Annotated in this window: 20 protein-coding genes and 1 pseudogene; 12 read left to right on the top strand and 9 right to left on the bottom strand. The window is 60.1% G+C overall.

Features of this window, described 5'->3' with window-relative positions; genetic code table 11:
* Positions 1-87: 87 nt before the first annotated feature.
* On the bottom strand, positions 88-1,671 hold the full coding sequence (locus ACLBW8_RS22145; RefSeq protein ID WP_128590373.1) for a rhodanese homology domain-containing protein: 1,584 nt from the start codon (positions 1,669-1,671) through the stop codon (positions 88-90).
* Complete coding sequence (locus ACLBW8_RS22140; RefSeq protein ID WP_064451877.1) at positions 1,668-2,279, bottom strand: cysteine dioxygenase family protein; 612 nt, start codon at positions 2,277-2,279, stop codon at positions 1,668-1,670. The genes ACLBW8_RS22145 and ACLBW8_RS22140 overlap by 4 nt, the downstream gene beginning before the upstream one ends.
* 211 nt (positions 2,280-2,490) lie before the next feature.
* On the opposite strand from ACLBW8_RS22140, the gene ACLBW8_RS22135 reads away from it, so the two are divergent.
* From ACLBW8_RS22135 to ACLBW8_RS22125, 3 genes are all read left to right on the top strand, one after another.
* Positions 2,491-3,396 carry a LysR family transcriptional regulator gene (locus ACLBW8_RS22135; protein WP_447806302.1) on the top strand — a complete coding sequence of 302 codons (906 nt, stop codon included), beginning with the start codon at positions 2,491-2,493 and terminating at the stop codon, positions 3,394-3,396.
* Positions 3,397-3,512: 116 nt separating this feature from the next.
* Positions 3,513-4,307 carry a class II aldolase/adducin family protein gene (locus ACLBW8_RS22130; protein ID WP_221294451.1) on the top strand — a complete coding sequence of 265 codons (795 nt, stop codon included), beginning with the start codon at positions 3,513-3,515 and terminating at the stop codon, positions 4,305-4,307.
* A 782-nt stretch (positions 4,308-5,089) separates the two neighbouring features.
* On the top strand, positions 5,090-5,215 hold the full coding sequence (locus tag ACLBW8_RS22125; protein ID WP_447806301.1) for a hypothetical protein: 126 nt from the start codon (positions 5,090-5,092) through the stop codon (positions 5,213-5,215).
* Between the two features lie 120 nt (positions 5,216-5,335).
* Here ACLBW8_RS22125 and ACLBW8_RS22120 read toward each other — a convergent pair whose 3' ends face one another.
* From ACLBW8_RS22120 to ACLBW8_RS22110, 3 genes are all read right to left on the bottom strand, one after another.
* Positions 5,336-6,418: an LLM class flavin-dependent oxidoreductase gene (locus tag ACLBW8_RS22120; RefSeq protein ID WP_064451880.1), complete on the bottom strand. Its 1,083-nt coding sequence runs from the start codon at positions 6,416-6,418 to the stop codon at positions 5,336-5,338.
* A 175-nt stretch (positions 6,419-6,593) separates the two neighbouring features.
* Positions 6,594-7,898 carry an ATP-binding protein gene (locus tag ACLBW8_RS22115; RefSeq protein ID WP_447806300.1) on the bottom strand — a complete coding sequence of 435 codons (1,305 nt, stop codon included), beginning with the start codon at positions 7,896-7,898 and terminating at the stop codon, positions 6,594-6,596.
* Entirely contained in the window at positions 7,895-8,635 is a 741-nt protein-coding gene (locus ACLBW8_RS22110) for a response regulator (RefSeq protein WP_064451882.1), read from the bottom strand. The genes ACLBW8_RS22115 and ACLBW8_RS22110 overlap by 4 nt, the downstream gene beginning before the upstream one ends.
* 249 nt (positions 8,636-8,884) lie before the next feature.
* Between ACLBW8_RS22110 and ACLBW8_RS22105 the strand changes: the two genes are divergently transcribed.
* From ACLBW8_RS22105 to ACLBW8_RS22090, 4 genes are read left to right on the top strand one after another with little or no spacing between them, the layout of a single operon-like run.
* On the top strand, positions 8,885-9,916 hold the full coding sequence (locus tag ACLBW8_RS22105; protein ID WP_447806299.1) for an isopenicillin N synthase family dioxygenase: 1,032 nt from the start codon (positions 8,885-8,887) through the stop codon (positions 9,914-9,916).
* Between the two features lie 13 nt (positions 9,917-9,929).
* Positions 9,930-10,724 (top strand): MetQ/NlpA family ABC transporter substrate-binding protein, encoded by a 795-nt coding sequence (locus ACLBW8_RS22100; protein ID WP_447806414.1) that lies wholly within the window; start codon positions 9,930-9,932, stop codon positions 10,722-10,724.
* The gene (locus tag ACLBW8_RS22095; RefSeq protein ID WP_447806298.1) at positions 10,721-11,467 is read left to right on the top strand and encodes a methionine ABC transporter ATP-binding protein; all 747 of its coding nucleotides are present in this window, start codon (positions 10,721-10,723) and stop codon (positions 11,465-11,467) included. Before ACLBW8_RS22100 ends, ACLBW8_RS22095 begins: the two co-directional genes overlap by 4 nt.
* On the top strand, positions 11,464-12,129 hold the full coding sequence (locus tag ACLBW8_RS22090; RefSeq protein WP_064451884.1) for a methionine ABC transporter permease: 666 nt from the start codon (positions 11,464-11,466) through the stop codon (positions 12,127-12,129). Before ACLBW8_RS22095 ends, ACLBW8_RS22090 begins: the two co-directional genes overlap by 4 nt.
* A gap of 21 nt (positions 12,130-12,150) precedes the next feature.
* Here ACLBW8_RS22090 and ACLBW8_RS22085 read toward each other — a convergent pair whose 3' ends face one another.
* On the bottom strand, positions 12,151-13,563 hold the full coding sequence (locus tag ACLBW8_RS22085; protein WP_447806297.1) for an aminotransferase-like domain-containing protein: 1,413 nt from the start codon (positions 13,561-13,563) through the stop codon (positions 12,151-12,153).
* A gap of 158 nt (positions 13,564-13,721) precedes the next feature.
* On the opposite strand from ACLBW8_RS22085, the gene ACLBW8_RS22080 reads away from it, so the two are divergent.
* The 5 genes from ACLBW8_RS22080 (at position 13,722) to ACLBW8_RS22060 (ending at position 17,907) form a co-directional block, all read left to right on the top strand.
* Positions 13,722-13,886 carry a rubredoxin gene (locus ACLBW8_RS22080; RefSeq protein WP_016968943.1) on the top strand — a complete coding sequence of 55 codons (165 nt, stop codon included), beginning with the start codon at positions 13,722-13,724 and terminating at the stop codon, positions 13,884-13,886.
* A gap of 27 nt (positions 13,887-13,913) precedes the next feature.
* Positions 13,914-14,783 carry a sugar phosphate isomerase/epimerase family protein gene (locus tag ACLBW8_RS22075; RefSeq protein WP_447806296.1) on the top strand — a complete coding sequence of 290 codons (870 nt, stop codon included), beginning with the start codon at positions 13,914-13,916 and terminating at the stop codon, positions 14,781-14,783.
* A gap of 65 nt (positions 14,784-14,848) precedes the next feature.
* Positions 14,849-15,481: a LysE family translocator gene (locus ACLBW8_RS22070; protein ID WP_064451887.1), complete on the top strand. Its 633-nt coding sequence runs from the start codon at positions 14,849-14,851 to the stop codon at positions 15,479-15,481.
* A gap of 89 nt (positions 15,482-15,570) precedes the next feature.
* Complete coding sequence (locus ACLBW8_RS22065) at positions 15,571-16,629, top strand: diguanylate cyclase (RefSeq protein WP_447806295.1); 1,059 nt, start codon at positions 15,571-15,573, stop codon at positions 16,627-16,629.
* Positions 16,630-16,677: 48 nt separating this feature from the next.
* Entirely contained in the window at positions 16,678-17,907 is a 1,230-nt protein-coding gene (locus tag ACLBW8_RS22060; protein WP_447806294.1) for a M20/M25/M40 family metallo-hydrolase, read from the top strand.
* Positions 17,908-18,041: 134 nt separating this feature from the next.
* On the opposite strand, the gene ACLBW8_RS22055 is transcribed toward ACLBW8_RS22060, so the two are convergent.
* The 3 genes and pseudogenes from ACLBW8_RS22055 to ACLBW8_RS22045 all read right to left on the bottom strand — a co-directional run.
* Entirely contained in the window at positions 18,042-18,251 is a 210-nt protein-coding gene (locus ACLBW8_RS22055) for a hypothetical protein (RefSeq protein WP_447806293.1), read from the bottom strand.
* A gap of 429 nt (positions 18,252-18,680) precedes the next feature.
* Positions 18,681-18,929, bottom strand: coding sequence for a hypothetical protein (locus ACLBW8_RS22050; protein ID WP_447806292.1), 249 nt, complete (start codon positions 18,927-18,929; stop codon positions 18,681-18,683).
* 197 nt (positions 18,930-19,126) lie between these two features.
* Positions 19,127-19,512 (bottom strand): annotated as a pseudogene (locus tag ACLBW8_RS22045) (hypothetical protein); the annotation flags it as partial.

Below are 19,512 nucleotides of genomic sequence, written 5' to 3'. Positions count from 1 at the left end.
GGGTACGGATACCTCCGCCTGGAGAAGGGGTCGGATGTCCTGGGGCGCTGCACCGCTCGCGGTGCAGCTGTAGGGTCAGGTGAAGGGTCAGATCACATGGAAACCGTGGGTGGCGTCGCGGGCCAGTTGGTCGACCAGGCCGAACTCCCAATCCAGGTAAGCCTGCATGGCTTCCTTGGGGTTGTCGGTGCCTTCGTAGGGGCGGCGGTAACGGTCGATGCGCGGCGAGGCCAGGTGGGTTTCACCTTCTTGCAGTGGCAGTTGCGCCTTGATCCAGCCGGCCGTGCCGTCTTGCAGCAGGAACACCTGCTTGCCGGTAATGGCTTCGACCTCGGGCACCGCCAGGCGCGCCAGTTGGCTGCTGCCGCAGGTCAGCACGTAACGCTGGGCAGCCGGCACTTTGGCCAGGGCCTCGGGCAATTGCGCGCGCAGCGCCCACCAGGCCCCCGGGATATGGCGTTTCACGTAGTTGGCGCTGGCGGTGAAGTCCAACACGACCGTGTCGCCATGGCCCAGCCAGTCTGCGAGGGTGTGTGGGCTGATGAGTTCGGCTTGTGGCGGCGCGGGAACCGGGGCAACCCAGGCGCCGTGTTCACTGAAATGCGCTGGTTGCAGAGCGTCCAGCACATGCACTTCCCAGCCAAGCTGGGCCAGCCAGGACGCCGACATATTGGCCCGCACGCCATCGTCATCCGCCAGCACCAGCCGCGCACCGCGTACGCTGGCGACGTGGTCGGTTTCCTGGACCAGTTGGCCACCCGGCGTGGAGCGCGCGCCGGGCAAGTGGCCGGCTTCGAATTCTTCCGGGGTGCGCACATCGAACAGGTAGGTGGTGCGGGTCGGTTCCTGCTGCCAGCGTTGCAGATCCGCCAGCGTGGCGCGGCCGACGCGGGCCTTGTCGGCAACGCGACGCGCGTCCTGGGCGGCGATCCGGCGGTGTTCTTCGGAGGTTGGCGCAAAGCGGCGCGACTGGCCATGGGCGAGTTTCTGCCCGGCCAAGGTCCAGCCGATGGTGCCGTTGCGCAAGGCCGACACCGGGTTGGCGATGCCGGCATTGATCAGTGACTGGGTGCCAATAATGCTGCGGGTACGCCCGGCGCAGTTGACGATGATACGGGTGGCCGGGTCCGGCGCCAGTTCACGGGCGCGCAACACCAGTTCAGCACCCGGCACGCTGATGCCGGTGGGGATGCTCATGGTCTGGTATTCGTCGAAACGGCGCGCGTCGAGCACCACCACGTCGGCCTGGCTGTCGAGCAAGGCCTGCACCTGTTCAGCGGCCAGGGACGGTGTATGCCGTTCGCTTTCGACCAGTTCGCCAAAGGCCTTGCTTGGCACGTTGACGTCGATAAACAGCTCACCACCGGCTCGGCGCCAACCGTCTAGCCCACCTTCCAACTGGCTGACCTGGGTGTAGCCCAGCGCAACCAGGCGCTCAACGGCACGCTGCGCCAGCCCCTCGCCGTTGTCGTAGACGGTGACCTGCGTATCACGGCGTGGAATGCGCGAATACACCTCCAGTTCCAGCTTGGACAGCGGGATGTTCGCAGCGAACAGCGGGTGAGACTCGGCAAACGGCGCTTCTTCGCGCACGTCGACCAGAGCGACTTCCTCACGGTCCAACAAGGCCTGGCGAATCTGGGCAAAGCTGCGGGTCGATACGGTGGTCATAGGGCAGGACTCTTTTCTTTGGACACATCCCAGATGTTCGGGAGGTAGGCGTTGGAATAACCGGAGATAAACAGTTTTTCGCTGCCGTCGGGCTGGTACACCGCGCGGCGCACGGCACCGATGTTGGCGCCGTACACATGGATGCTGATAGACACCTGGTCGCTGTGTGCATTGCTGACCTGATGAATATCCCCCACCTTGGGCGACACAGCCTCGACCTGGCCCGGCACCAAGTGAACAGGCTTGCCTTCGGCCACCAGGCTGCCGTCAGGCGCGCGTTCGAAACCCTGGGAAAACTCCGCGCCACGCAACATGCCAATCAGCCCCCACACCCGATGGTCATGAATCGGTGTGCTTTGCCCCGGCCCCCACACAAAGCTGACGATGCTGAAACGCTGGCGGGAATCGGCATGCAGCAAAAATTGCTGGTAGCGCTGCGGATCGGGTTGGGCGTATTCGTCGGGCAGCCAGTCATCGTGGCTGACCAGTTGCGCCAGTAACTTGCCGCCACGGTGCAGCAGGTCGCCTTCGCGTGGATTGCCGTCGATCAATTCCGCCAGGGCGCCTATAAAGGCTCTGAGTCTCTCGGGGTGCGGGGCCTGGGTCATGGCAATTCCATCGTGCTGTTGATGGTTTTATATAAGCATAATGTTTATATTTAATATGCTATTTTTTAATGATTAGCTTATAGCTTTAGGTAATTTAGAACCGGTCTGAATAGCGTTAGACGTTATCGATCCCAGCATGGACTATCCAGGCAGCGTTGCGGCAACTATGCTTCGCACACATCTTAATGACTGTTCTCTATGTGCGGCCCAAATGAAAATTGACGATATCGATGCCTTTGTCGAAGTGATTCGTTGCCAGTCCATCAGCCACGCAGCCGAGTCGTTGCAGCTGACCCAGCCGGCCATCACCCGCCGCGTGCAGAACTTCGAGCAGGCGCTGGGTGTGGAGCTGTTCGACCGCAATACCAAGCCTTTGAAGCCTACGCTGATTGGCACCCGGGTCTATGAGCAATGCCGCCTGATCCTGCGTGAAATGGACGCACTGCGTGAGCTGGTGGCCACGGACGCGCCGCCCACCGGCGTGCTGCGCCTGGGCGTGCCACAGACCATCGGCGATGTGGTGCTGCTGGATGCGCTCAAGCAGCTGCGTACCGACTACCCGGACCTGCGCGCCCAAGTCGCCACCGGCTGGGGCAGCCAGTTGGTGGGCAAGATCGAGCGCGGCGAGCTGGATGCGGCGGCGGCCTTATTCCCGGCCGGCAAGATATTCCCGGACAACATTGTCGGTGAGTCCATCGGCAAGATGGAGCTGGTGGTGGTGTGCGCCAAGGCACAGTTGCCGAAGAAGCCGTGCAAGTTGGCGGACGTGTACCAGAATGGCTGGATTCTCAACCCGGATGGCTGCGGTTTCCGTGCCGGTTTGCAGCGCACGCTGTCCGATCAAGGTTTGGCATTGCGGGTGAACCTGGAAACCTTCGGCACCGAGCTGCAATTGGGGCTTGTGGCTGACGGCCTGGGATTGGGCCTGGTGCCACGCCCGCTGTTGGAGCGCAGCGCCCATCGCGAGCAACTGGCGGTGATGCCGCTCAAGGACTTCAAACCGGTGCTGGATTTGTGGCTGATCTACCCGCACTTCCTGGGCAACCTGCAAGGCCCGGTGGATGCGTTTGGCCAGTGGGTGGCGGCGTCGTTGCACAAGCTGCGGGACGCGGCCTGAGCATTATGGTTATGAAAAAAAATAATAATTAGCTTAGATTAAAATGTGCTTTTTATTATTTTTTGCCATCCCATAGGCTGACTGGAAGTCCTTAAGGCTATCCAGGAAGTTTTGCCATGAGCAGCGTCACCCCGATCTCCAGCGTTTCCAGCAACGTTCGCCAGCGCGTCACGCCAGAAGAGTGGGAGGTGCGCGTCAAACTGGCCGCGGCCTATCGACTGGCGGCGTTGTACAAGTGGACCGACCACATCTACACGCACTTTTCCGCCCGTGTGCCGGGGCCGCAGGAGCACTTTCTGATCAACGCCTTCGGGCTTTTGTTCGATGAAATCAGCGCCTCCAACCTGGTCAAGGTCGACCTCGACGGCACCCTGGTCGATGACCCGACCGGCCTGGGCATCAATTACGCCGGTTATGTGATCCATAGCGCCATTCACGGTGCCCGCCACGACCTGCAAGCAGTGCTGCACACCCACACCCGTGACGGTATTGCGGTGTCGGCGCAAAAAGACGGCCTGTTGCCGATCTCCCAACATTCCATCGCGTTCTCCGGCCGGGTGGCCTATCACGGCTATGAGGGCGTGGCCCTGGACCTGGATGAGCGTGAGCGGCTGGTGGCGGATTTGGGTGACAAGAGTGTGATGATCTTGCGCAACCATGGGCTGTTGACGGCTGGCGTCAGCGTGGAGCATGCGTTCCAGCAGCTGCAAGGGTTGGAGCGCGCGTGCACTATCCAGATTGCGGCGCAGGCGGGCGGCAATGCTGAGTTGATCTTCCCGCCGGCAGAGGTGGTGGCCAAGGTGGAAGAGCAGGCCAAGGTATTCAGCAATGGCGAAGGGCCGGGCGTGGCACGGCATTGGAATGCGTTGATTCGGCAATTGGAACGCACCGATACCGATTACAAAAACTGAGTTTGAAATCACTGAACAAGTAAAAAATGTGGGAGCGGGCTTGCTCGCGAATGCGCAGTGTCAGTCAACAGAAATATCGACTGATCCACCGCTTTCGCGAGCAAGCCCGCTCCCACAGTAGGTCTGTGTTGCCAATCAGAGTTGTGCGCGGTTCAGGCGCGAATCGGGCATGCGCAGCGCCACCCACCCTGGCAGTGCGCCGTTGATCAAGGCGGGGCAATTGTTTAGTGACTATTGCGCAGAAGAACTGGCACGCTTGCTTGGGTAAAACGCAGGGCAAAATGTGGGAGCGGGCTTGCTCGCGAATGCGGAGTGTCAGTCAACAGAAATATCGACTGATCCACCGCTTTCGCGAGCAAGCCCGCTCCCACAGTAGGTCTGTGTTGCCAATGAGAGTTGTGCTCGGCTCAGGCGCGAATCGGGCATGCGCAGCGCCATTCACCCTGGCAGTGCGTCGTTGACCAAGGCCAGGCAATTGTTTGGCGACTTGCGCAGAAGAACTGGCACGCTTGCTTGGGTAAAACGCAGGGCAAATGTGGGAGCTGGCTTGCCTGCGATGGCGGTGGATCAGTCATACACATGCTGACTGGCCTGCCGCACTCGCGAGCAAGCCCGCACACATGACATTTTTGGGTGCCTGGCAAAGAGGCGGCTCAGGCGGCGGGGTGTTCGTTGCCAGAAGTGTTGGCGGATACACCGCCATCGCAGGCAAGCCAGCTCCCACAGTAGATCTGTGTTGCCAATCAGGGTTGTGCACGGCTCAGGCGCGAATCGAATCGGGCATGCGCAGCGATATGACATCACCGCCTGCCAACAGCGCCATCCACCCTGGCAGTGCGTCGTTGACCAAGGCGGGGCAATTGTTTGGTGACTATTGCGCAGACGAACTGGCACGCTTGCTTGGGTAAAACGCAGGGCAAAATGTGGGAGCGGGCTTGCTCGCGAATGCGGAGTGTCAGTCAACGGAAATATCGGCTGATCCACCGCTTTCGCGAGCAAGCCCGCTCCCACACTGGGTTTTTCGGGGCTTAAGCGACCTGTTTGGCCTGCTCGCGCTCTGCGACCCACTGGCGTGTCAGCGGGATCAGCTGTTTGCCATAGTCGATCGCATCATTGAGCGGGTCGAATCCACGTATCAGGAAGGTGGTGATGCCCAAGTCGTAGTAATCCAACAACGCTTCAGCGACTTGTTCGGCGGTGCCTACCAGCGAAGTGGAATTGCCCTGCGCGCCGAGCAACCCGGCAATCCCGGTCCACAAACGCTTATCCAGCCGCGACCCCTGCGCCGCTGCTGCCAGCAACCGACGTGAGCCTTCATTCGGCGGTTCACGGCGCACAAAGCCATTCTTTTCGGCCAGTGCGGTCGCCTGTTGCAAGATCGTCTCGGCCCGCGCCCATGCCAGCTCCTCGGTTTCGGCGAGGATTGGTCGCAACGACAAGCTGAAGCGAATCGTACGCCCGTGCCTGGCCGCTTCCGCACGCACCTGGGTCACGGTTTCGCGCACCTGCTCGTAGGTTTCACCCCACAGCGCATACACGTCGGCATGCTTGCCCGCGACCTCAATGGCGGCCTTGGAGGAACCACCGAAATACACTGGAATATGCGGCTGCTGCGGCGATTTCACCGTCGAGTGCGCGCCCTCTACCTGATAGTAGGTGCCGTCGAAATCGAAGGGCTGTTCGCTGGTCCATTCCTGGCGCACCACACTGAGGTATTCGTCGGTGCGCGCGTAGCGTTCGTCCTTGCCGATATGGCTGCCATCGGCGCGCAGTTCACGGTCGTCGCCACCGGTAATGATGTGCACGGCGGTTCGCCCACCGTTGAATACGTCCAGCGTGGCGAATTGGCGTGCAGCCAGCGTGGGTTGGGTAAAGCCTGGGCGATGGGCGATCAGGAATTGCAGTTTTTGGGTCACGCTGGCGGCATGTGCGGCGATCAGCGTGCTGTCCGGGCTGTTGGAGTGGAAGGCCACCAGGGCGCGGTCGAACCCTGCGGCTTCGTGGGCGCGGGCCACGCTTTCGACGTAGTCCGGTTGCAGGGTAGGGCCGCTGCGCGGGTGGATCTCGGAGGCGTGGTGACCGCCGATATAGCCGATGAATTCAATGCTCATGGTCTGTCCTTGCTAATGACGGGATTGACACCTCCTCCGGGCGTGGGGTCGGTCACTCGGGTCAAAAGTAAGGGCAGCGGGCGGGTCTGTAAAATGCCTGTTGGTTCTAACCTAATTATTAAAATACTGAATCATTTTATATTTTAGTTATCAGTAATGTGCATTAAAGGCCGCACTAAAGGCGCAACCTAACCTCAGCACACAACCCGCCGCCTACTCGGTTACTCAAAGTCAGCGAGCCGCCCATCGCCACCGCCAACTGCTGCGCGATCGCCAGCCCCAACCCGGTGCCGCCTGTGCCGCGATTGCGTGAGCTCTCCACCCGGTAAAAGGGCTGCATCACCTGCACCAATTCATCTTCGGCAATGCCAGGCCCACGGTCTGACACGGTGATGGACAACTGCCCGGACGCGGTCGAGCCGACTTCCAATTCCGCGCTGCCGGCGAATTTCAGGGCATTGTCCAGCAGGTTCACCAGCACGCGGCGCAGTGCATGGGGGCGGGTGTCGAGGACGAGGGCGCTTTTGCCGGTGAGGCTGACAGGCTTGTTCATGTCCTGGTAATCAAACACCAGGCTGTCGAGAAAGGCGTCCAGATCAATGCGGTGACTGGCCTCGGTGGCACCGTGGACGCTGCGGGCGTAGGCCACCCCTTCACGCACCAGGTGCTCCATTTCGCCCAGGTCGCTCCACAACTTGTCGCGATCGGCGGAGTCTTGCATAAACTCGGCGCGCAGTTTCATGCGGGTAATCGGTGTTTGCAGGTCGTGGGAAATCGCCGCAAGGATCTGCATGCGTTCCTTGAGGTATTCGGCGATGCGCTTTTGCATGGCATTGAACGCTATCGCCGCATGGGCAACCTCGGCCGGGCCTTTCTCGTCCAGAGGCGTGGGGTGTGCGTTGGGGTCAAGGGTTTCGACGGCGCGTGCCAGGCGAGTCAGCGGGCGGATGGCCAGGCGCACGGCAAACCAGGTACAGCCGAGCAACAGCACCAGTTGCAGCACCAGCACCACGGGCAACCAATAGGCGACGGGCAAGGCGGCTGGGCGCACATCGAGGGTAATCGGGTTGCCATCGGCCAGGGTCAGGTGCACCTGGAAGTGTTTCTGCATGCCGGGAATGTCGCGCAAGGTCAACGCGTACTGCTCACCCAGCGCCCTTGAAATCGAGGTGGCGGCCATCGGCACGTCATCGCTGTTCATCGGCTCACCGGCCTCGCCGGCATTGAGCAGGTAGCGGTAGTTCTGCCGGTCGATACGCGGCAACCAACTGGCGCGCTCGTTGGCGGGCAGTCGGTCGAGGATGGCCACCGAGGTGGAGACATCGTTCTCCAGGTTGCCCAGCATGGCCGTGCGCGCGCTGATATAGCGCTCGTAGAACTGCGCGCTGAAGGACAAACCGTTGGCACACACCAGGCTGATCAGGAAGATCAGCGACAACTGCGATGCCAGGGTGCGCGGCCAGCCGAACCGCCATTTCATTGCGTGGCCCCGAGGATTTCCACGGCCAGGGAGAACACATACCCTTCGCTGCGCACGGTCTTGATATAGGCCGGTTCGCGGGCATCATCCAGCAGGCGTTGGCGCAGACGGCTGACCAACAGGTCAATGGAGCGGTCGAACAAATCGGCGTCGCGGCCCTGGGTCAGGTTGAGCAATTGGTCGCGGTTGAGCACGCGCTGCGGATGGTCGAGAAACACCCGCAACAGGCGGTATTCCGCGCCGCTCAGGGCCACCAGGGTGTCGTCTTCGTCGAGCAGGTGGCGGGCGGTCGTGTCCAGGCGCCAGCGCCCAAAACGAATCAGTCGCCCGCTCTCACTGACCACCAGGTTGGGCGGCAGCATCCGCGTGCGGCGTAACACTGCGTTGATCCGCGCCAGCAATTCACGGGCGGCGAAGGGTTTGACCAGGTAATCATCGGCGCCCATTTCCAGGCCGATGATGCGATCGGTTTCATCGTTACGCGCGGTGAGCATCAGCACCGGTGTTGCCTTGTGCTTGCCCACCCGCAGCTCGCGGCACAGCTGCAAGCCGTCGTCGCCGGGCATCATGATGTCGAGCACGATCAGGTCTACCGGGGTGGTGTCGAGGAAGCTGCGCATCTGGCGGCCGTCAGCAACCACGGTGGTGCGCATGCCGTTTTTCTTCAGGTAATTACCCAAAAGTTCGCGGATCTCCCGGTCGTCATCGACGATCAGGATGTGATCGACATGATCCATGCTGCCTTCCTCGTTAAATGCTCATGAGCCGCAGTCTAGCCATCGGCGCCGACTTTGCCTTGTGCCCTTTGTATTGCAGTGTATCTGGCGATAACGAGATACACGGGGACGCAAAAAAATCGACAGGCACGCGTGCGGGGATCGTTCACCCCAGCGCCTAAGCTAATTCTAAAAAGGTATTTATTACGCGTTTTTAAGATCGTTTAGCTTGGTCTCTCCAACCCAAGACGTTCATGGAGTGAGCCTTTGATGCTGCAATCAATTACCACGTTGCCGTTGCTGGACCTGTCACAGCTCGACGGCAGCCCGCAGCAGCGCGGAAAATTCCTTGATGAGCTGCGATCTGCCGCGCGGCATATCGGGTTTTTCTACCTCACCGGGCACGGGATCGATCCGGCGCTGTTGAGCCAGGTGCAGCAGCAGGCACGCGCATTTTTCGCCTTGCCCGACGCCGATAAACGCGCGGTCGGCATGCTCAACTCCCCGCACTTTCGCGGTTACAACCGCGCCGCTTCGGAGATCACCCGGGGCCAGCCGGACCTGCGCGAACAGTTCGACGTCGGCGCCGAGCGCGAGCCCCTGGATGCAGAACAATACCCGGCCGCCTGGGCGCGCCTGCAAGGTCCGAACCAATGGCCGGCCGCTTTGCCCGAGCTCAAGCCTCGGGTGCTGGCCTGGCAGCAAGCGATGACGCAGATGTCGTTGCGCCTGCTGCGCGCCTTCGCCCAGGCGCTGTCGCTGCCCGAGAATGCGTTTGACGCGCTGTACGGCAGCACACCCAACGAACACATCAAGCTGATCCGCTACCCCGGTCGCCATGCACAACAAAGTCGCCAGGGCGTAGGTGCGCACAAGGACTCCGGCTTCCTGAGCTTCCTGCTGCAAGACCAGCAAGCCGGTTTGCAGGTGGAAGTGGAGGAGGGCCGTTGGATCGACGCCGCGCCGCGCCCCGGCACGCTGGTGGTCAATATCGGCGAATTGCTTGAGTTGGCCAGCAACGGCTACCTGCGCGCCACCGTGCACCGAGTGGTCTCGCCGCCGGTGGGCAGCGAGCGCTTGTCCCTGGCGTTTTTCCTCGGCGCACAGCTGGACGCGGTGGTGCCGGTGTACCCACTGGCGCCGGAACTGCTGCGTGATGCACATGGCCCGGCCAGCGACCCGCGTAACCCGCTGCTGCGCGATGTCGGCTGGAATTACCTCAAGGGCCGCCTGCGTTCGCACCCTGATGTCGCTCAACGCTTTTACGTCGACGCCACACTTCCCCAAGCACTGTCCGCCTGATCAGGAGATCACGATATTGAAAACCACCGCACTTACCCTGGCGGCGTTGCTGGCCTCATTCAGTGTGTCGGCCGCCGATGCGTTGCGCGTCGCCGCCGACCCGATTCCCCATGCACAGATCCTCGAATACGTGCAGAAGCTTGACCCGAGCCTGAACCTGAAAATCATCGAGATCCCCAGCGGCGTGAACTCCAACGAGTTGCTGGCCCACGGTGATGTGGACGCCAATTACTTCCAGCACCTGCCGTATCTCAACTCACAGGAGCAGGCCCTCGGGCAGAAATTCGCCGTGGCGGCCACCGTGCATATCGAACCGTTGGGCATCTACTCCCATCGCCATGCCAGCCTCGCCCAGGTGCCGGATAAAGGCACCGTGGCCGTGCCGAACAACGTCACCAACCTCAGCCGCGCGCTCTACCTGCTGCAAGCCAATGGCCTGATAACACTCAAGCCGGGTTTCAATGATGCGTCCAAGGACCAGGCCACGCCCAAGGATATTGCCGAGAACCCCAGGCATCTGAAGATCCTGGAAATCGAATCGCCGCAAATCCCTCGTGCATTGGATGATGTGGACCTGGCGGTGATCAATGGCAACTTCGCGCTGGAGGCCGGGTTGGTGCCGGCCAAAGATGCCTTGGGGTTGGAAAAAGCCGAGGGCAACCCCTACGCGAATATCCTCGTGACCACGCCCAGGTTGGCGGACGACCCGCGTATCAAGCAGCTCGCCAAGGACCTGCGTTCGCCGCAAGTCGCCCAGTTCATCAGCGAAAAATATGCCGGCTCGGTGATCCCGGTGGCGGCCGAATGATTGTCGTCGAAGGGGTCAGCAAAACCTACGCCGATGGCCAACCGGCGGCGCTGGACAACGTGTCTTTGCAGATTGCCGACGGGTCGATCTTCGGCATCGTCGGCCGCAGCGGGGCGGGCAAAAGCACCTTGCTGCGCTGCCTCAATTTGCTGGAGCTGCCAACCAGCGGGCGCATCCTGCTGGATGGTCAGGACCTGACCCAACTGAGCGACAAGCAACTGCGCGAGCAACGCCAGCGCATCGGCATGATCTTCCAGGGCTTCAACCTGCTGCATTCGCGCAACGTGGCGGATAACGTGGCCGTGCCGCTGGAAATCGCCAAGTTGCCCAAGGCTGAGCGAGCGGCGCGGGTGGCCGAGTTGCTGGCGCTGGTAGGGCTCGGCGACAAGGCCCAGGCATTTCCTTCGCAATTGTCGGGCGGGCAAAAACAACGGGTGGGTATTGCCCGCGCGTTGGCGGCGCGCCCGGCGTATTTGCTGTCGGATGAGGCCACCAGCGCCCTTGACCCGGAAACCACCGCGTCGATCCTTGAGCTGTTGCGCGACATCAACCGACAGCTGGGGGTGACCATCGTGTTGATCACCCACGAACTGGAGGTGGTCAAGGCCATCTGCGACAGCGCGGTGTCCCTGGCGCAGGGCCGCGTAGTAGAGAGCGGCACCTTGCTGCAATTGCAGGCTGACCCGGCATCGCGACTGGGCCGCTCGCTGGCGCCCAGCCTGCAAGTGGTGCGGGCCGTATGAAAACCGACTGGAACGACGTGCTTCAATTGCTGCTCAATGCAACAGGCGAAACCCTCTACATGGTGCTGCTGGCGGGGTGGTTCACACTGTTGATCGGCCTGCCGCTGGGCGTGGTGCTGTTTATCAGCCGACGCGGTGGCCTGTTCCCCCTGCCACGGCTCAACCGTGTGTTGGGCGGGGTGATTAACCTGGGGCGTTCATTGCCCTTTGTGGTGATGTTGATTGCGTTGATTCCGCTGACACGCTTGATCGTCGGCACGACGCTGGGCAGCACGGCGGCGGTAGTGCCGATTACCATCGGCGCCTTTCCATTTTTTGCGCGCATCGTCGAGAATGCCCTGGATGAAGTGGACAAGGGCCGCATCGAGGCCATCGTGGCCATGGGCGGTGATATCCGCCACGTGATTCTAAAAGTCCTGCTGCCCGAAGCCTTGCCGGCGCTGGTGGCCGGGGTGACGTTGACGTTGGTGATGCTGATCGGCTTTTCCTCCATGGCCGGCGTGATCGGCGGCGGTGGCCTCGGCGACTTGGCGATACGGTATGGCTACCAGCGTTTCAACAATCAGATCATGGTGGTGACGGTCATCGTGTTGGTGGTGCTGGTGCAGGGCGTGCAAAGCCTGGGGGATCGTTGTGTAAGGTCGTTGGCGCATCGTCGCTAAACGTGATCGGTTTGCAGCGGGTCAAGGGGCGCGCACGGCCTTGAGCAGCAGCGCCTCGAACACCCGCTGCGCGCGTGGCTCATCACTGTGGGCCACATTGAAACGCATCGAGTTGAGGTGAGCGGGGTCATAGCCGAACAGCGCACCCGGCGCCAAAACCATGCTGCGTTTCAATGCCTCCTGGGCCAGCAACTCGCCGTTTACGCCCGCTGGCAGGCGCGCCCAGATAAACATGCCGCCTTCATAGGCCATCGGCAATTCGCAGCCGCAGCGCTTGAGCCATTGCTCGACGCGCCCACCCGATTCCATCAACCGTTGCACCATGCGCTTGCGGTGTTTGGCGTAGCTGCCTTCGCTGAGCATGCGATAGACGATCTGTTCGAACAGCTCCGAGGTCACGCCGCCGCTCATCAACTTCATGTTGGTCAGGTTGGCGGCCAGTTGCGGCGCGGCCACCACATAGCTGACGCGCGTGTTGGCGCTGAGGATCTTGGAGAACCCCGACAGGTAGGTGACCTGGTTCAGACCCGCCAGGGTGGCCAGTCGGGGCGGCGGGTTGGGGTGCAAGTCGCCGTAGAGGTCATCTTCGACAATATGGCAGTGGTACTGCTGGGTCAGTTGCAGCAGGCGAAACGCCTGGCTGGGGCTGAACGAGTGGCCAGTGGGGTTATGCAGCACGCTGGTGGTGAGATACAGGCTGGGGCGGTGCTCGGCCAGCAGCTGTTCGAGGGCAGTGAAGTCAAAACCGTCGGGGCGGCGCTGGATAGTCACCACTTTGACGCCGTGCAGGGCCAGGTTGGCGTGGAAGTTGAAGTAACACGGCGCGTCCAGCAGCACGGTGTCGCCGGGGCGTGCGAGCAGGCGCATCAGCATGTCCAGGCCCTGCACGGTGTTGGGGGTGGTGATGATTTGCTCGACCGGCACCGACAGGCCTTCGGCGTGCAGTTTCTGTTGCAGGGCCTGGCGCAACGGTAACAGCCCGGCCGGCGTGCCCAGCCCGGCGATGCGCAACGACGGCGCGCGCACCACGCTGCGCAGGGTTTGGCGGATGGCTTCGCCGTTCAGCCATTCCTCCGGCAAGTGGCCGCCACCGGGGCGCAGTTCGCCGCTGACGGTGACCAGCGGGCGCCGCAACACGCTGAGCAGGTCCTGGGGCAGCAGGTCGACCCAGGTCGCCGAAGTCGGATGGGCCGTCTCCATCGCCACAAAGTAGCCGCGCCCCTGGCTTGAGGTCAGCAGGTTGCGCCCGCGCAGACGGTCCAGCGCCTCATTGAGGGTGAACTTGCTCACACCCAGGGTCTGGGTCAACTCACGCACCGATGGCAACTTGCTGCCGGGCGCCCATTCACCGCTCTCGATGGGCTGGCTGAACGCCGCGACGATCTGCTGGACCTTGGGTGTGCCTTCCACAAAGGCGATGGCGGATACAAACATAAACCTTCCTTGTCTTTGCCGGTGCTTTTACCGGTGAAGTTAGGCCGGATTAGGCATCACTTTACCTGCCTTGTGCAATGCCGCTCCCCTAGACTGCGCGCCATCTCGCCAGGAGTTGGCGACATTCCCTACAGGCGAGCAATGGATTTCGCATCCTTATGAAGACTTATATGTGCGCACCCTGCGGCTTTATGTACGTAGAAGAATTGGGCATTCCGGAGGACGGAATCCCGGCAGGCACCCCTTGGGAAGAGGTGCCTGAAGACTGGACATGCCCCGATTGCGGCGTGACCAAGGCCGACTTCATGGCCATCGAACTTTAACCCTCCATCAACGAAAGGAATCGCTCCATGGACAGCAAACTGATCAACCCCACCGTGCCGTTCTGTACCGGTGTGGCTCACCAGAAATACCTCGGCGCCGAAAAAGGCCTGCAAACCGCTGTCGAAGGCGACTGCACCCACTGGTACATCGACGGCAGCCTGTTTGGTGAAATGGTCGACGACTGGACCGAGGCACGCATCGTCAGCCTGCAGGCGCATATCGAGGCGACCGGTGTTAAGCCAATATTCCACGGCAACTTCAAGGCGCCACTGGGCAGTGACGTCGAGGCGTTCCGTGTGGCGGCCGTGGAGTACGTGAAAAAAGAGATCGACATCGCCAGCCGTTTGGGCGCGCCGTTGATCATTCACGGTGGCTGCATCGTCGAGCCGAAAATGGTGCTGATGGCCAAGAAGGTTGCCCTGGAGCACTACCTCAAGTCGGTACAGGAACTGGCAAGTTACGCCGAGGCCAAGGGCACGGATATCTACCTGGAGAACCTGTCCAACTACGTCAATTACCGGCCGTTCCACTACATCTTTACCCATGAAGCCGAATACGCCTTTGTATTCGAGCGCCTGCAAGCGCACAGCAACGTGTACTTCTTCCTGGATGCCGGCCACGCCAACATCGAAAACGGCCTGCCGGCGGAAGTGGTGCGCAAGTATCACCACCTCATCAAGGGCATTTCCTTCAGCAACAACAACGGCATGCAAGACCAGCACTTCGGCATTCATGACGGCAACTGTGACTACGCCGACGTGATGCAAGCCATCGTCGAAACCAATTGGAAAGGCCTGGTGGCCTTTGAAACCCGCAACCAGACCGCCAAAGCTGCCCTGGCTGACCTGGCGCTGATGTACCGCGAATCCCTGACGACCGAAATCGCGGTCGCCTGATGGGCCCAGGGGCGGGCGCTTGCGTGGCCCGCCCCGTTGTTTTTTTCAATCCAAGGTCCCGGACCATGACAACTGCGTTAACACTGTCTTCGTTTCTCTACTTTCTGCTGTTTTGCGCCACCATGACCTTCAGCCCCGGCCCCATGACTTTGCTGCTCTTGAGCCTGGGCTTGAAAGACGGCCTGCGCAGCTCGATCCCGGCGCAGATCGGCGCCACGGTGTCCTACCTGATTTCGATCCTGATCTTTGCCGTAGGCTTTTCGGAGTTGATCAAGGGCAACCTCGCCATTACCCAGACCATCCAGTTTGTCGGCGTGGCCTACATTCTCTACCTGGCCTACAAGCAGTGGACCAGCAGCGGCGTCGCGATCAACAAGGACGGTGCCGTGGAGGGCTCGCGCAGCCTGTTCGGCAAAGGCTTGCTGACCGGGTTTTCCAACCCCAAGACCATCATCATGTTCAGCGCGGTGTTCCCGCAGTTTGCCGGGTCAGGTGAGCACAGCTCATCGGCGGATATCGCGATCCTGGGGTTAACCTTTCTGACGCTGCAATTTGCCAGCGGTTGCCTGTACTGCTATTTCGGCCAACGCATCAAGCACGTACTGGAAAACCCCAAGCGCCGGGTGTTGTTGCAGCGAGTCACGGCGGTGTTGCTACTGGGTGTGGCGTTGATGCTGGCGCGCGGTTTTTCGCACTGAATGGCCTGATCTATAGCCTTATGAGCGGTAGTGGCGATTTGCCGTTGCCCTGATAGACTCCAGGCATTCATCCAGGATTACACCCGACCATGTCAGCTGCCGGAGGAAAAGGACTTCCGCTCGCTTCACGGTTGTATAAATCACGTGCACTGGGGCTGACGCTCGGCTTCGTGTGCGTGGTGTTTGGTATGTATCCCCTACACCCACCGGCGTGGGTGTGGGTGTGGATGGTGATCAACGCCTTTGTCTGGCCGCACCTCGCCTATCAATGGTCGCGCCGCGTGAGCAATTCACTGCGCAGCGAACGCCGCAACCTGCTGTTCGACTCCTTTTGCGGCGGGTTCTGGGTAGGCGCCATGCACTTCAACCCGCTGCCCAGCGTCACCACCGTGTCGATGATGACCATGAACAACGTCGCCATCGGCGGGTTTCGCTTTATGTTGGCCGGTTGGGTCGCGCAGGGGTTGGGTATTGGCCTGTCGTTGCTGATGTTTGGTCCGGCGTTTATCGCCGTAACGACCGAGATCCAGCTGTATGCGTGCCTGCCGATCCTCATGCTGTATCCCCTGGCGCTGGGTTGGATCTGCTATCGCCAGGCCGTGACCCTGGCCCGACACAAACGCGAGTTGCTGGCGTTGAGCCGCACGGACAGCCTGTCCGGCCTGCTCAACCACGGTGCCTGGAAAGACCAACTGGAAATCGAGTTTCAGCGCTGCCGCCGCGAGCAGGTAGGCGCGGCCATTGCGCTGATCGACATTGACCATTTCAAGACCATCAACGATACCTACGGCCATGTCACTGGCGACATCGTGCTGCGCCAATTGAGTAAAGTCCTGCGCCAGAACCTGCGGACCTCCGACCTGGCCGGGCGTTATGGCGGCGATGAGTTTTGTGTGATTCTGCCGGATATGCCACTCAATCGCGCCACGGAAGTGATGGATGCCTTGCGCGATCGCTTCAGTGCGTTGGCGTATGCGCAGGACCCAACCCTGCGCGCCAGCTTGAGCATCGGCCTGGCACCGTATCAAGCGGCCCACGCCGATTCCACCAGTTGGCTCAACGACGCCGACCAGGCCTTGTATGAAGCCAAGAGCAGCGGGCGTAACCGGGTCAGCTCAGCGCAGGGGAGTTGGTTGCGGTCGGTTTAGTGGGGTAGGGTGTCGCAGCCCCTCCCAACAAAAAACAAGGATCGGTCCATGCTCTTTTCCTTCTCCCGTACCCTCCTGGCCGCGACCCTGGCCTTGTCCTTCGCAATGCCGGCCTACAGCGCCGAACCCCACAAACAGATCCAGGCGGATTCCGAGCAGTACAAGGCCGAGGCCCTGAAACTGTTGGAGCGCCTGGTGAATATTGATTCGGGCTCCGGCTACGAGCCCGGCCTGACCCAAGTGCGCGACATCGCCGTCGATGAATTGAAACAGCTCGGTTTCAGCATCGAACGGGTGCCGGACAAGGCCGCCAACAACAGCCATGTGATCGCCACCCTCAAGGGCACCGGTAAAGCCAGGATCCTGCTGATGGCCCACATGGACACCGTGTTCAAGGAAGGCTCGGCCGCCGAACGCCCGTTCCACATCAAGGACGGCCGCGCTTATGGCCCCGGCGTGATGGACGACAAGGGCGGCATCGTCGCCGGCATCTACGCGCTGAAAGTCCTGAAAAACCAGGGCTTCAAGGACTACGCACAAATCACCTTCTTGCTCGACGCCAGCGAAGAAACCGGCTCCGAGGCCGCCTCCGAGCTGATCCGCAACACCGCCAAAGGCCACGACGTTACCCTGAACCTCGAACCCGGCCGCCCAGCCGACGGCCTGGTGGTATGGCGCAAAGGCAGCGCCACCGCCGTGGTCGAAGTCAAAGGCAAAGCCGCCCACGCCGGCGTCGCCCCGGAACTGGGCCGCAACGCCGCCATGGAAGCGGCGCACCAGATCCTGCAACTGGGCAAACTGGGCGATGAAGAAAAGAAAACCACCATCAACTTCACGGTCATCAAGGCCGGTGACCGCACCAACGTCATCCCCGACCAAGCCACCGCCAAAGCGGATGTACGCGCAGCGTTGCCGGAGGAGTTTGATCGAATCGAGAAAGACCTGGCGCGTGTTTCAGCGAATAAGTTGATCCCCGAAACCGAAGTGAAGACCAGCTTGCTGCGAGGCCTGCCACCCATGCCGCAAACGCCGGAATCGGACAAATTGGTCGCCATTGCCCAGGGGATTTATGGGGAACTGGGGCGTAAGTTGACGGTTGAAGGCAGCGGCGGGGCGGCGGATGCGAGCTTGTCCGCCGGGGTTGGGACGCCGACGTTGGATGGGTTTGGGATCGTGGGCGGGAATATTCATACGCCGGAGGAATATGCCGAAGTGGAGAGTGTGGCGCCGCGGATTTATCTGCTTAGTCGGATGATTATGGAGCTTTCCAAGCGCTGATTTGATTGCAGGGCTCACTCATTCCGGTGAGCCCGATTCTCTGGCCAGCTGGCTTATTGTGACCGCTGCGCAACCCAACGCGAGCAAGCTCGCTCGCCACAGGGTTGGGGTTGTCAGTGAGGCAAGTGGTGTTCTTACCATGTGGATGGGTCTTCAAGACTGGCTCTTTGGAGGTCGTCTTTCCAAACCTCGTTGGCTAATCGGTAGATGTCGGCAAAAAAGCTTTGAGGGTCAACTATTTCTGTTTCGTCCCATGCCATCCTTATGTGCGCGTGGTAATCACTTTCAAATTCTTTGTCGAAATCAAAATCGGGCGAATCGAGCGCACCCTTGAGTACAGACATCAGCACAAATCGATACCGATAAGAAAGATACATAAGGTCTTTAAAAACGAAAAGAACGATGATTTGTTCTCTGTATTTTTCATTGTTAGGGTCGTAGTTCCACAACGCTTCACCTTTAGTTTCTTCAAGGTCGAATATTGAAAGTGCCGTTGAAATATACGAGATGGTAGGTTTGAAAGGGGTGTCGCCAAAGGGAGACTTCAGTATGTGGAACTCAGTATGTAAAGGTCGAAGTGAAGTAAATTTATATACAAAGTAGTTTCTATGCGCAAATATTTACGAAGTCAATGTGACCCTCAAATGAAAGGCAGGCGATCCAAGTCATGGGTTCCGGAACAATGTAAGTGTGCTGAGGTAATTCGGAGAGAATCTTGATCGCCTCGCTCAGTTTTTCATGATCTATTGAATAGCCCTTGGAGCATGCGTCACCTACAAAGTAAAGCTTATTCTTGGTTTTTTGTTGATTTCTTCGGTTAGTAACGATATGGCTAGGTTTGATGTTTCAAGCCCAAAGTTTATGCTGTTTTTTAGTTTGCTCCATGCAATTTGGTTTCCGGAGAATGGCATCGTCTCATTGATGCTGTTGACTATTGTATTATGCTCGGCCTCAGAAAGAATGCTGAAGTTTATATTTGATTTTTTGAGGTTTTTAATTAGCTCTTCGTCAAAGTAGTTCATTTCTTTCCAAATCTTCTGGTTAGTTTGAATACGAGTTTCGGGCTGCCATCGAAAAGATAATGCGGCCCTTTTTGTTTACCAGACCACACGTTTATGTGAGCACCATTTCTTTCGTCATGTTCAACGCGATAGCCAGTTTTGCCATCGACTGTTTGCATGCCGATCGGTTCTCCTTTTCGTGGGCCGAATTTCCCCATCAGCTGCGTGATGTTGTCCCACAGCCCGTAAAGCGCTTTGCCCATGCCACTGAGAAACGCCGCTTCCACCATCCGGCGTTGGTCCAGCGCAGTAGCGTCCGTATAGTCTTTCCATTGCGCTTGGAACGTGCTGTTCCACTCGCCGCGCAGGCGCGCTTCCAACTCCCCGATCACCGACTGATAAGACGCGTACAGCGCCTTGACGTGATCCGTGGAAACGTTGGGATAGAAGCTGATTCGGTACGGCTGGTTGCGATCACACTCGGTGATTTCGAGAATGCCGCTGGGGCCGATGGTCTTGTGGATCGGCTCGCCCAGTGGGCCGCCGTTGGGATCGACGCGTTGCAGCACCACCGGTGTGTTGCCGATGGGCACAAACCGCGTGC

The sequence above is a fragment of the Pseudomonas sp. M5A4_2d genome, from assembly GCF_053345295.1.
Note: the sequence above shows the minus strand (reverse complement) of the source record. Positions and strands in the feature narration are given on the sequence as shown.

Bases quoted from the DNA above. Each gene is read 5' to 3' on its own strand.
- ACLBW8_RS22140 (WP_064451877.1), bottom strand. From the start codon at position 2,279: ATGACCCAGGCCCCGCACCCCGAGAGACTCAGAGCCTTTATAGGCGCC.
- ACLBW8_RS22085 (WP_447806297.1), bottom strand. From the start codon at position 13,563: ATGTTTGTATCCGCCATCGCCTTTGTGGAAGGCACACCCAAGGTCCAG.
- ACLBW8_RS22050 (WP_447806292.1), bottom strand. From the start codon at position 18,929: ATGAACTACTTTGACGAAGAGCTAATTAAAAACCTCAAAAAATCAAAT.
- ACLBW8_RS22055 (WP_447806293.1), bottom strand. From the start codon at position 18,251: ATGTCTGTACTCAAGGGTGCGCTCGATTCGCCCGATTTTGATTTCGAC.
- ACLBW8_RS22090 (WP_064451884.1), top strand. From the start codon at position 11,464: ATGAAAACCGACTGGAACGACGTGCTTCAATTGCTGCTCAATGCAACA.
- ACLBW8_RS22080 (WP_016968943.1), top strand. From the start codon at position 13,722: ATGAAGACTTATATGTGCGCACCCTGCGGCTTTATGTACGTAGAAGAA.
- ACLBW8_RS22060 (WP_447806294.1), top strand. From the start codon at position 16,678: ATGCTCTTTTCCTTCTCCCGTACCCTCCTGGCCGCGACCCTGGCCTTG.
- ACLBW8_RS22145 (WP_128590373.1), bottom strand. From the start codon at position 1,671: ATGACCACCGTATCGACCCGCAGCTTTGCCCAGATTCGCCAGGCCTTG.
- ACLBW8_RS22070 (WP_064451887.1), top strand. From the start codon at position 14,849: ATGACAACTGCGTTAACACTGTCTTCGTTTCTCTACTTTCTGCTGTTT.
- ACLBW8_RS22075 (WP_447806296.1), top strand. From the start codon at position 13,914: ATGGACAGCAAACTGATCAACCCCACCGTGCCGTTCTGTACCGGTGTG.
- ACLBW8_RS22105 (WP_447806299.1), top strand. From the start codon at position 8,885: ATGCTGCAATCAATTACCACGTTGCCGTTGCTGGACCTGTCACAGCTC.
- ACLBW8_RS22135 (WP_447806302.1), top strand. From the start codon at position 2,491: ATGAAAATTGACGATATCGATGCCTTTGTCGAAGTGATTCGTTGCCAG.
- ACLBW8_RS22110 (WP_064451882.1), bottom strand. From the start codon at position 8,635: ATGGATCATGTCGATCACATCCTGATCGTCGATGACGACCGGGAGATC.
- ACLBW8_RS22095 (WP_447806298.1), top strand. From the start codon at position 10,721: ATGATTGTCGTCGAAGGGGTCAGCAAAACCTACGCCGATGGCCAACCG.
- ACLBW8_RS22125 (WP_447806301.1), top strand. From the start codon at position 5,090: ATGCGCAGCGATATGACATCACCGCCTGCCAACAGCGCCATCCACCCT.
- ACLBW8_RS22065 (WP_447806295.1), top strand. From the start codon at position 15,571: ATGTCAGCTGCCGGAGGAAAAGGACTTCCGCTCGCTTCACGGTTGTAT.
- ACLBW8_RS22130 (WP_221294451.1), top strand. From the start codon at position 3,513: ATGAGCAGCGTCACCCCGATCTCCAGCGTTTCCAGCAACGTTCGCCAG.
- ACLBW8_RS22120 (WP_064451880.1), bottom strand. From the start codon at position 6,418: ATGAGCATTGAATTCATCGGCTATATCGGCGGTCACCACGCCTCCGAG.
- ACLBW8_RS22115 (WP_447806300.1), bottom strand. From the start codon at position 7,898: ATGAAATGGCGGTTCGGCTGGCCGCGCACCCTGGCATCGCAGTTGTCG.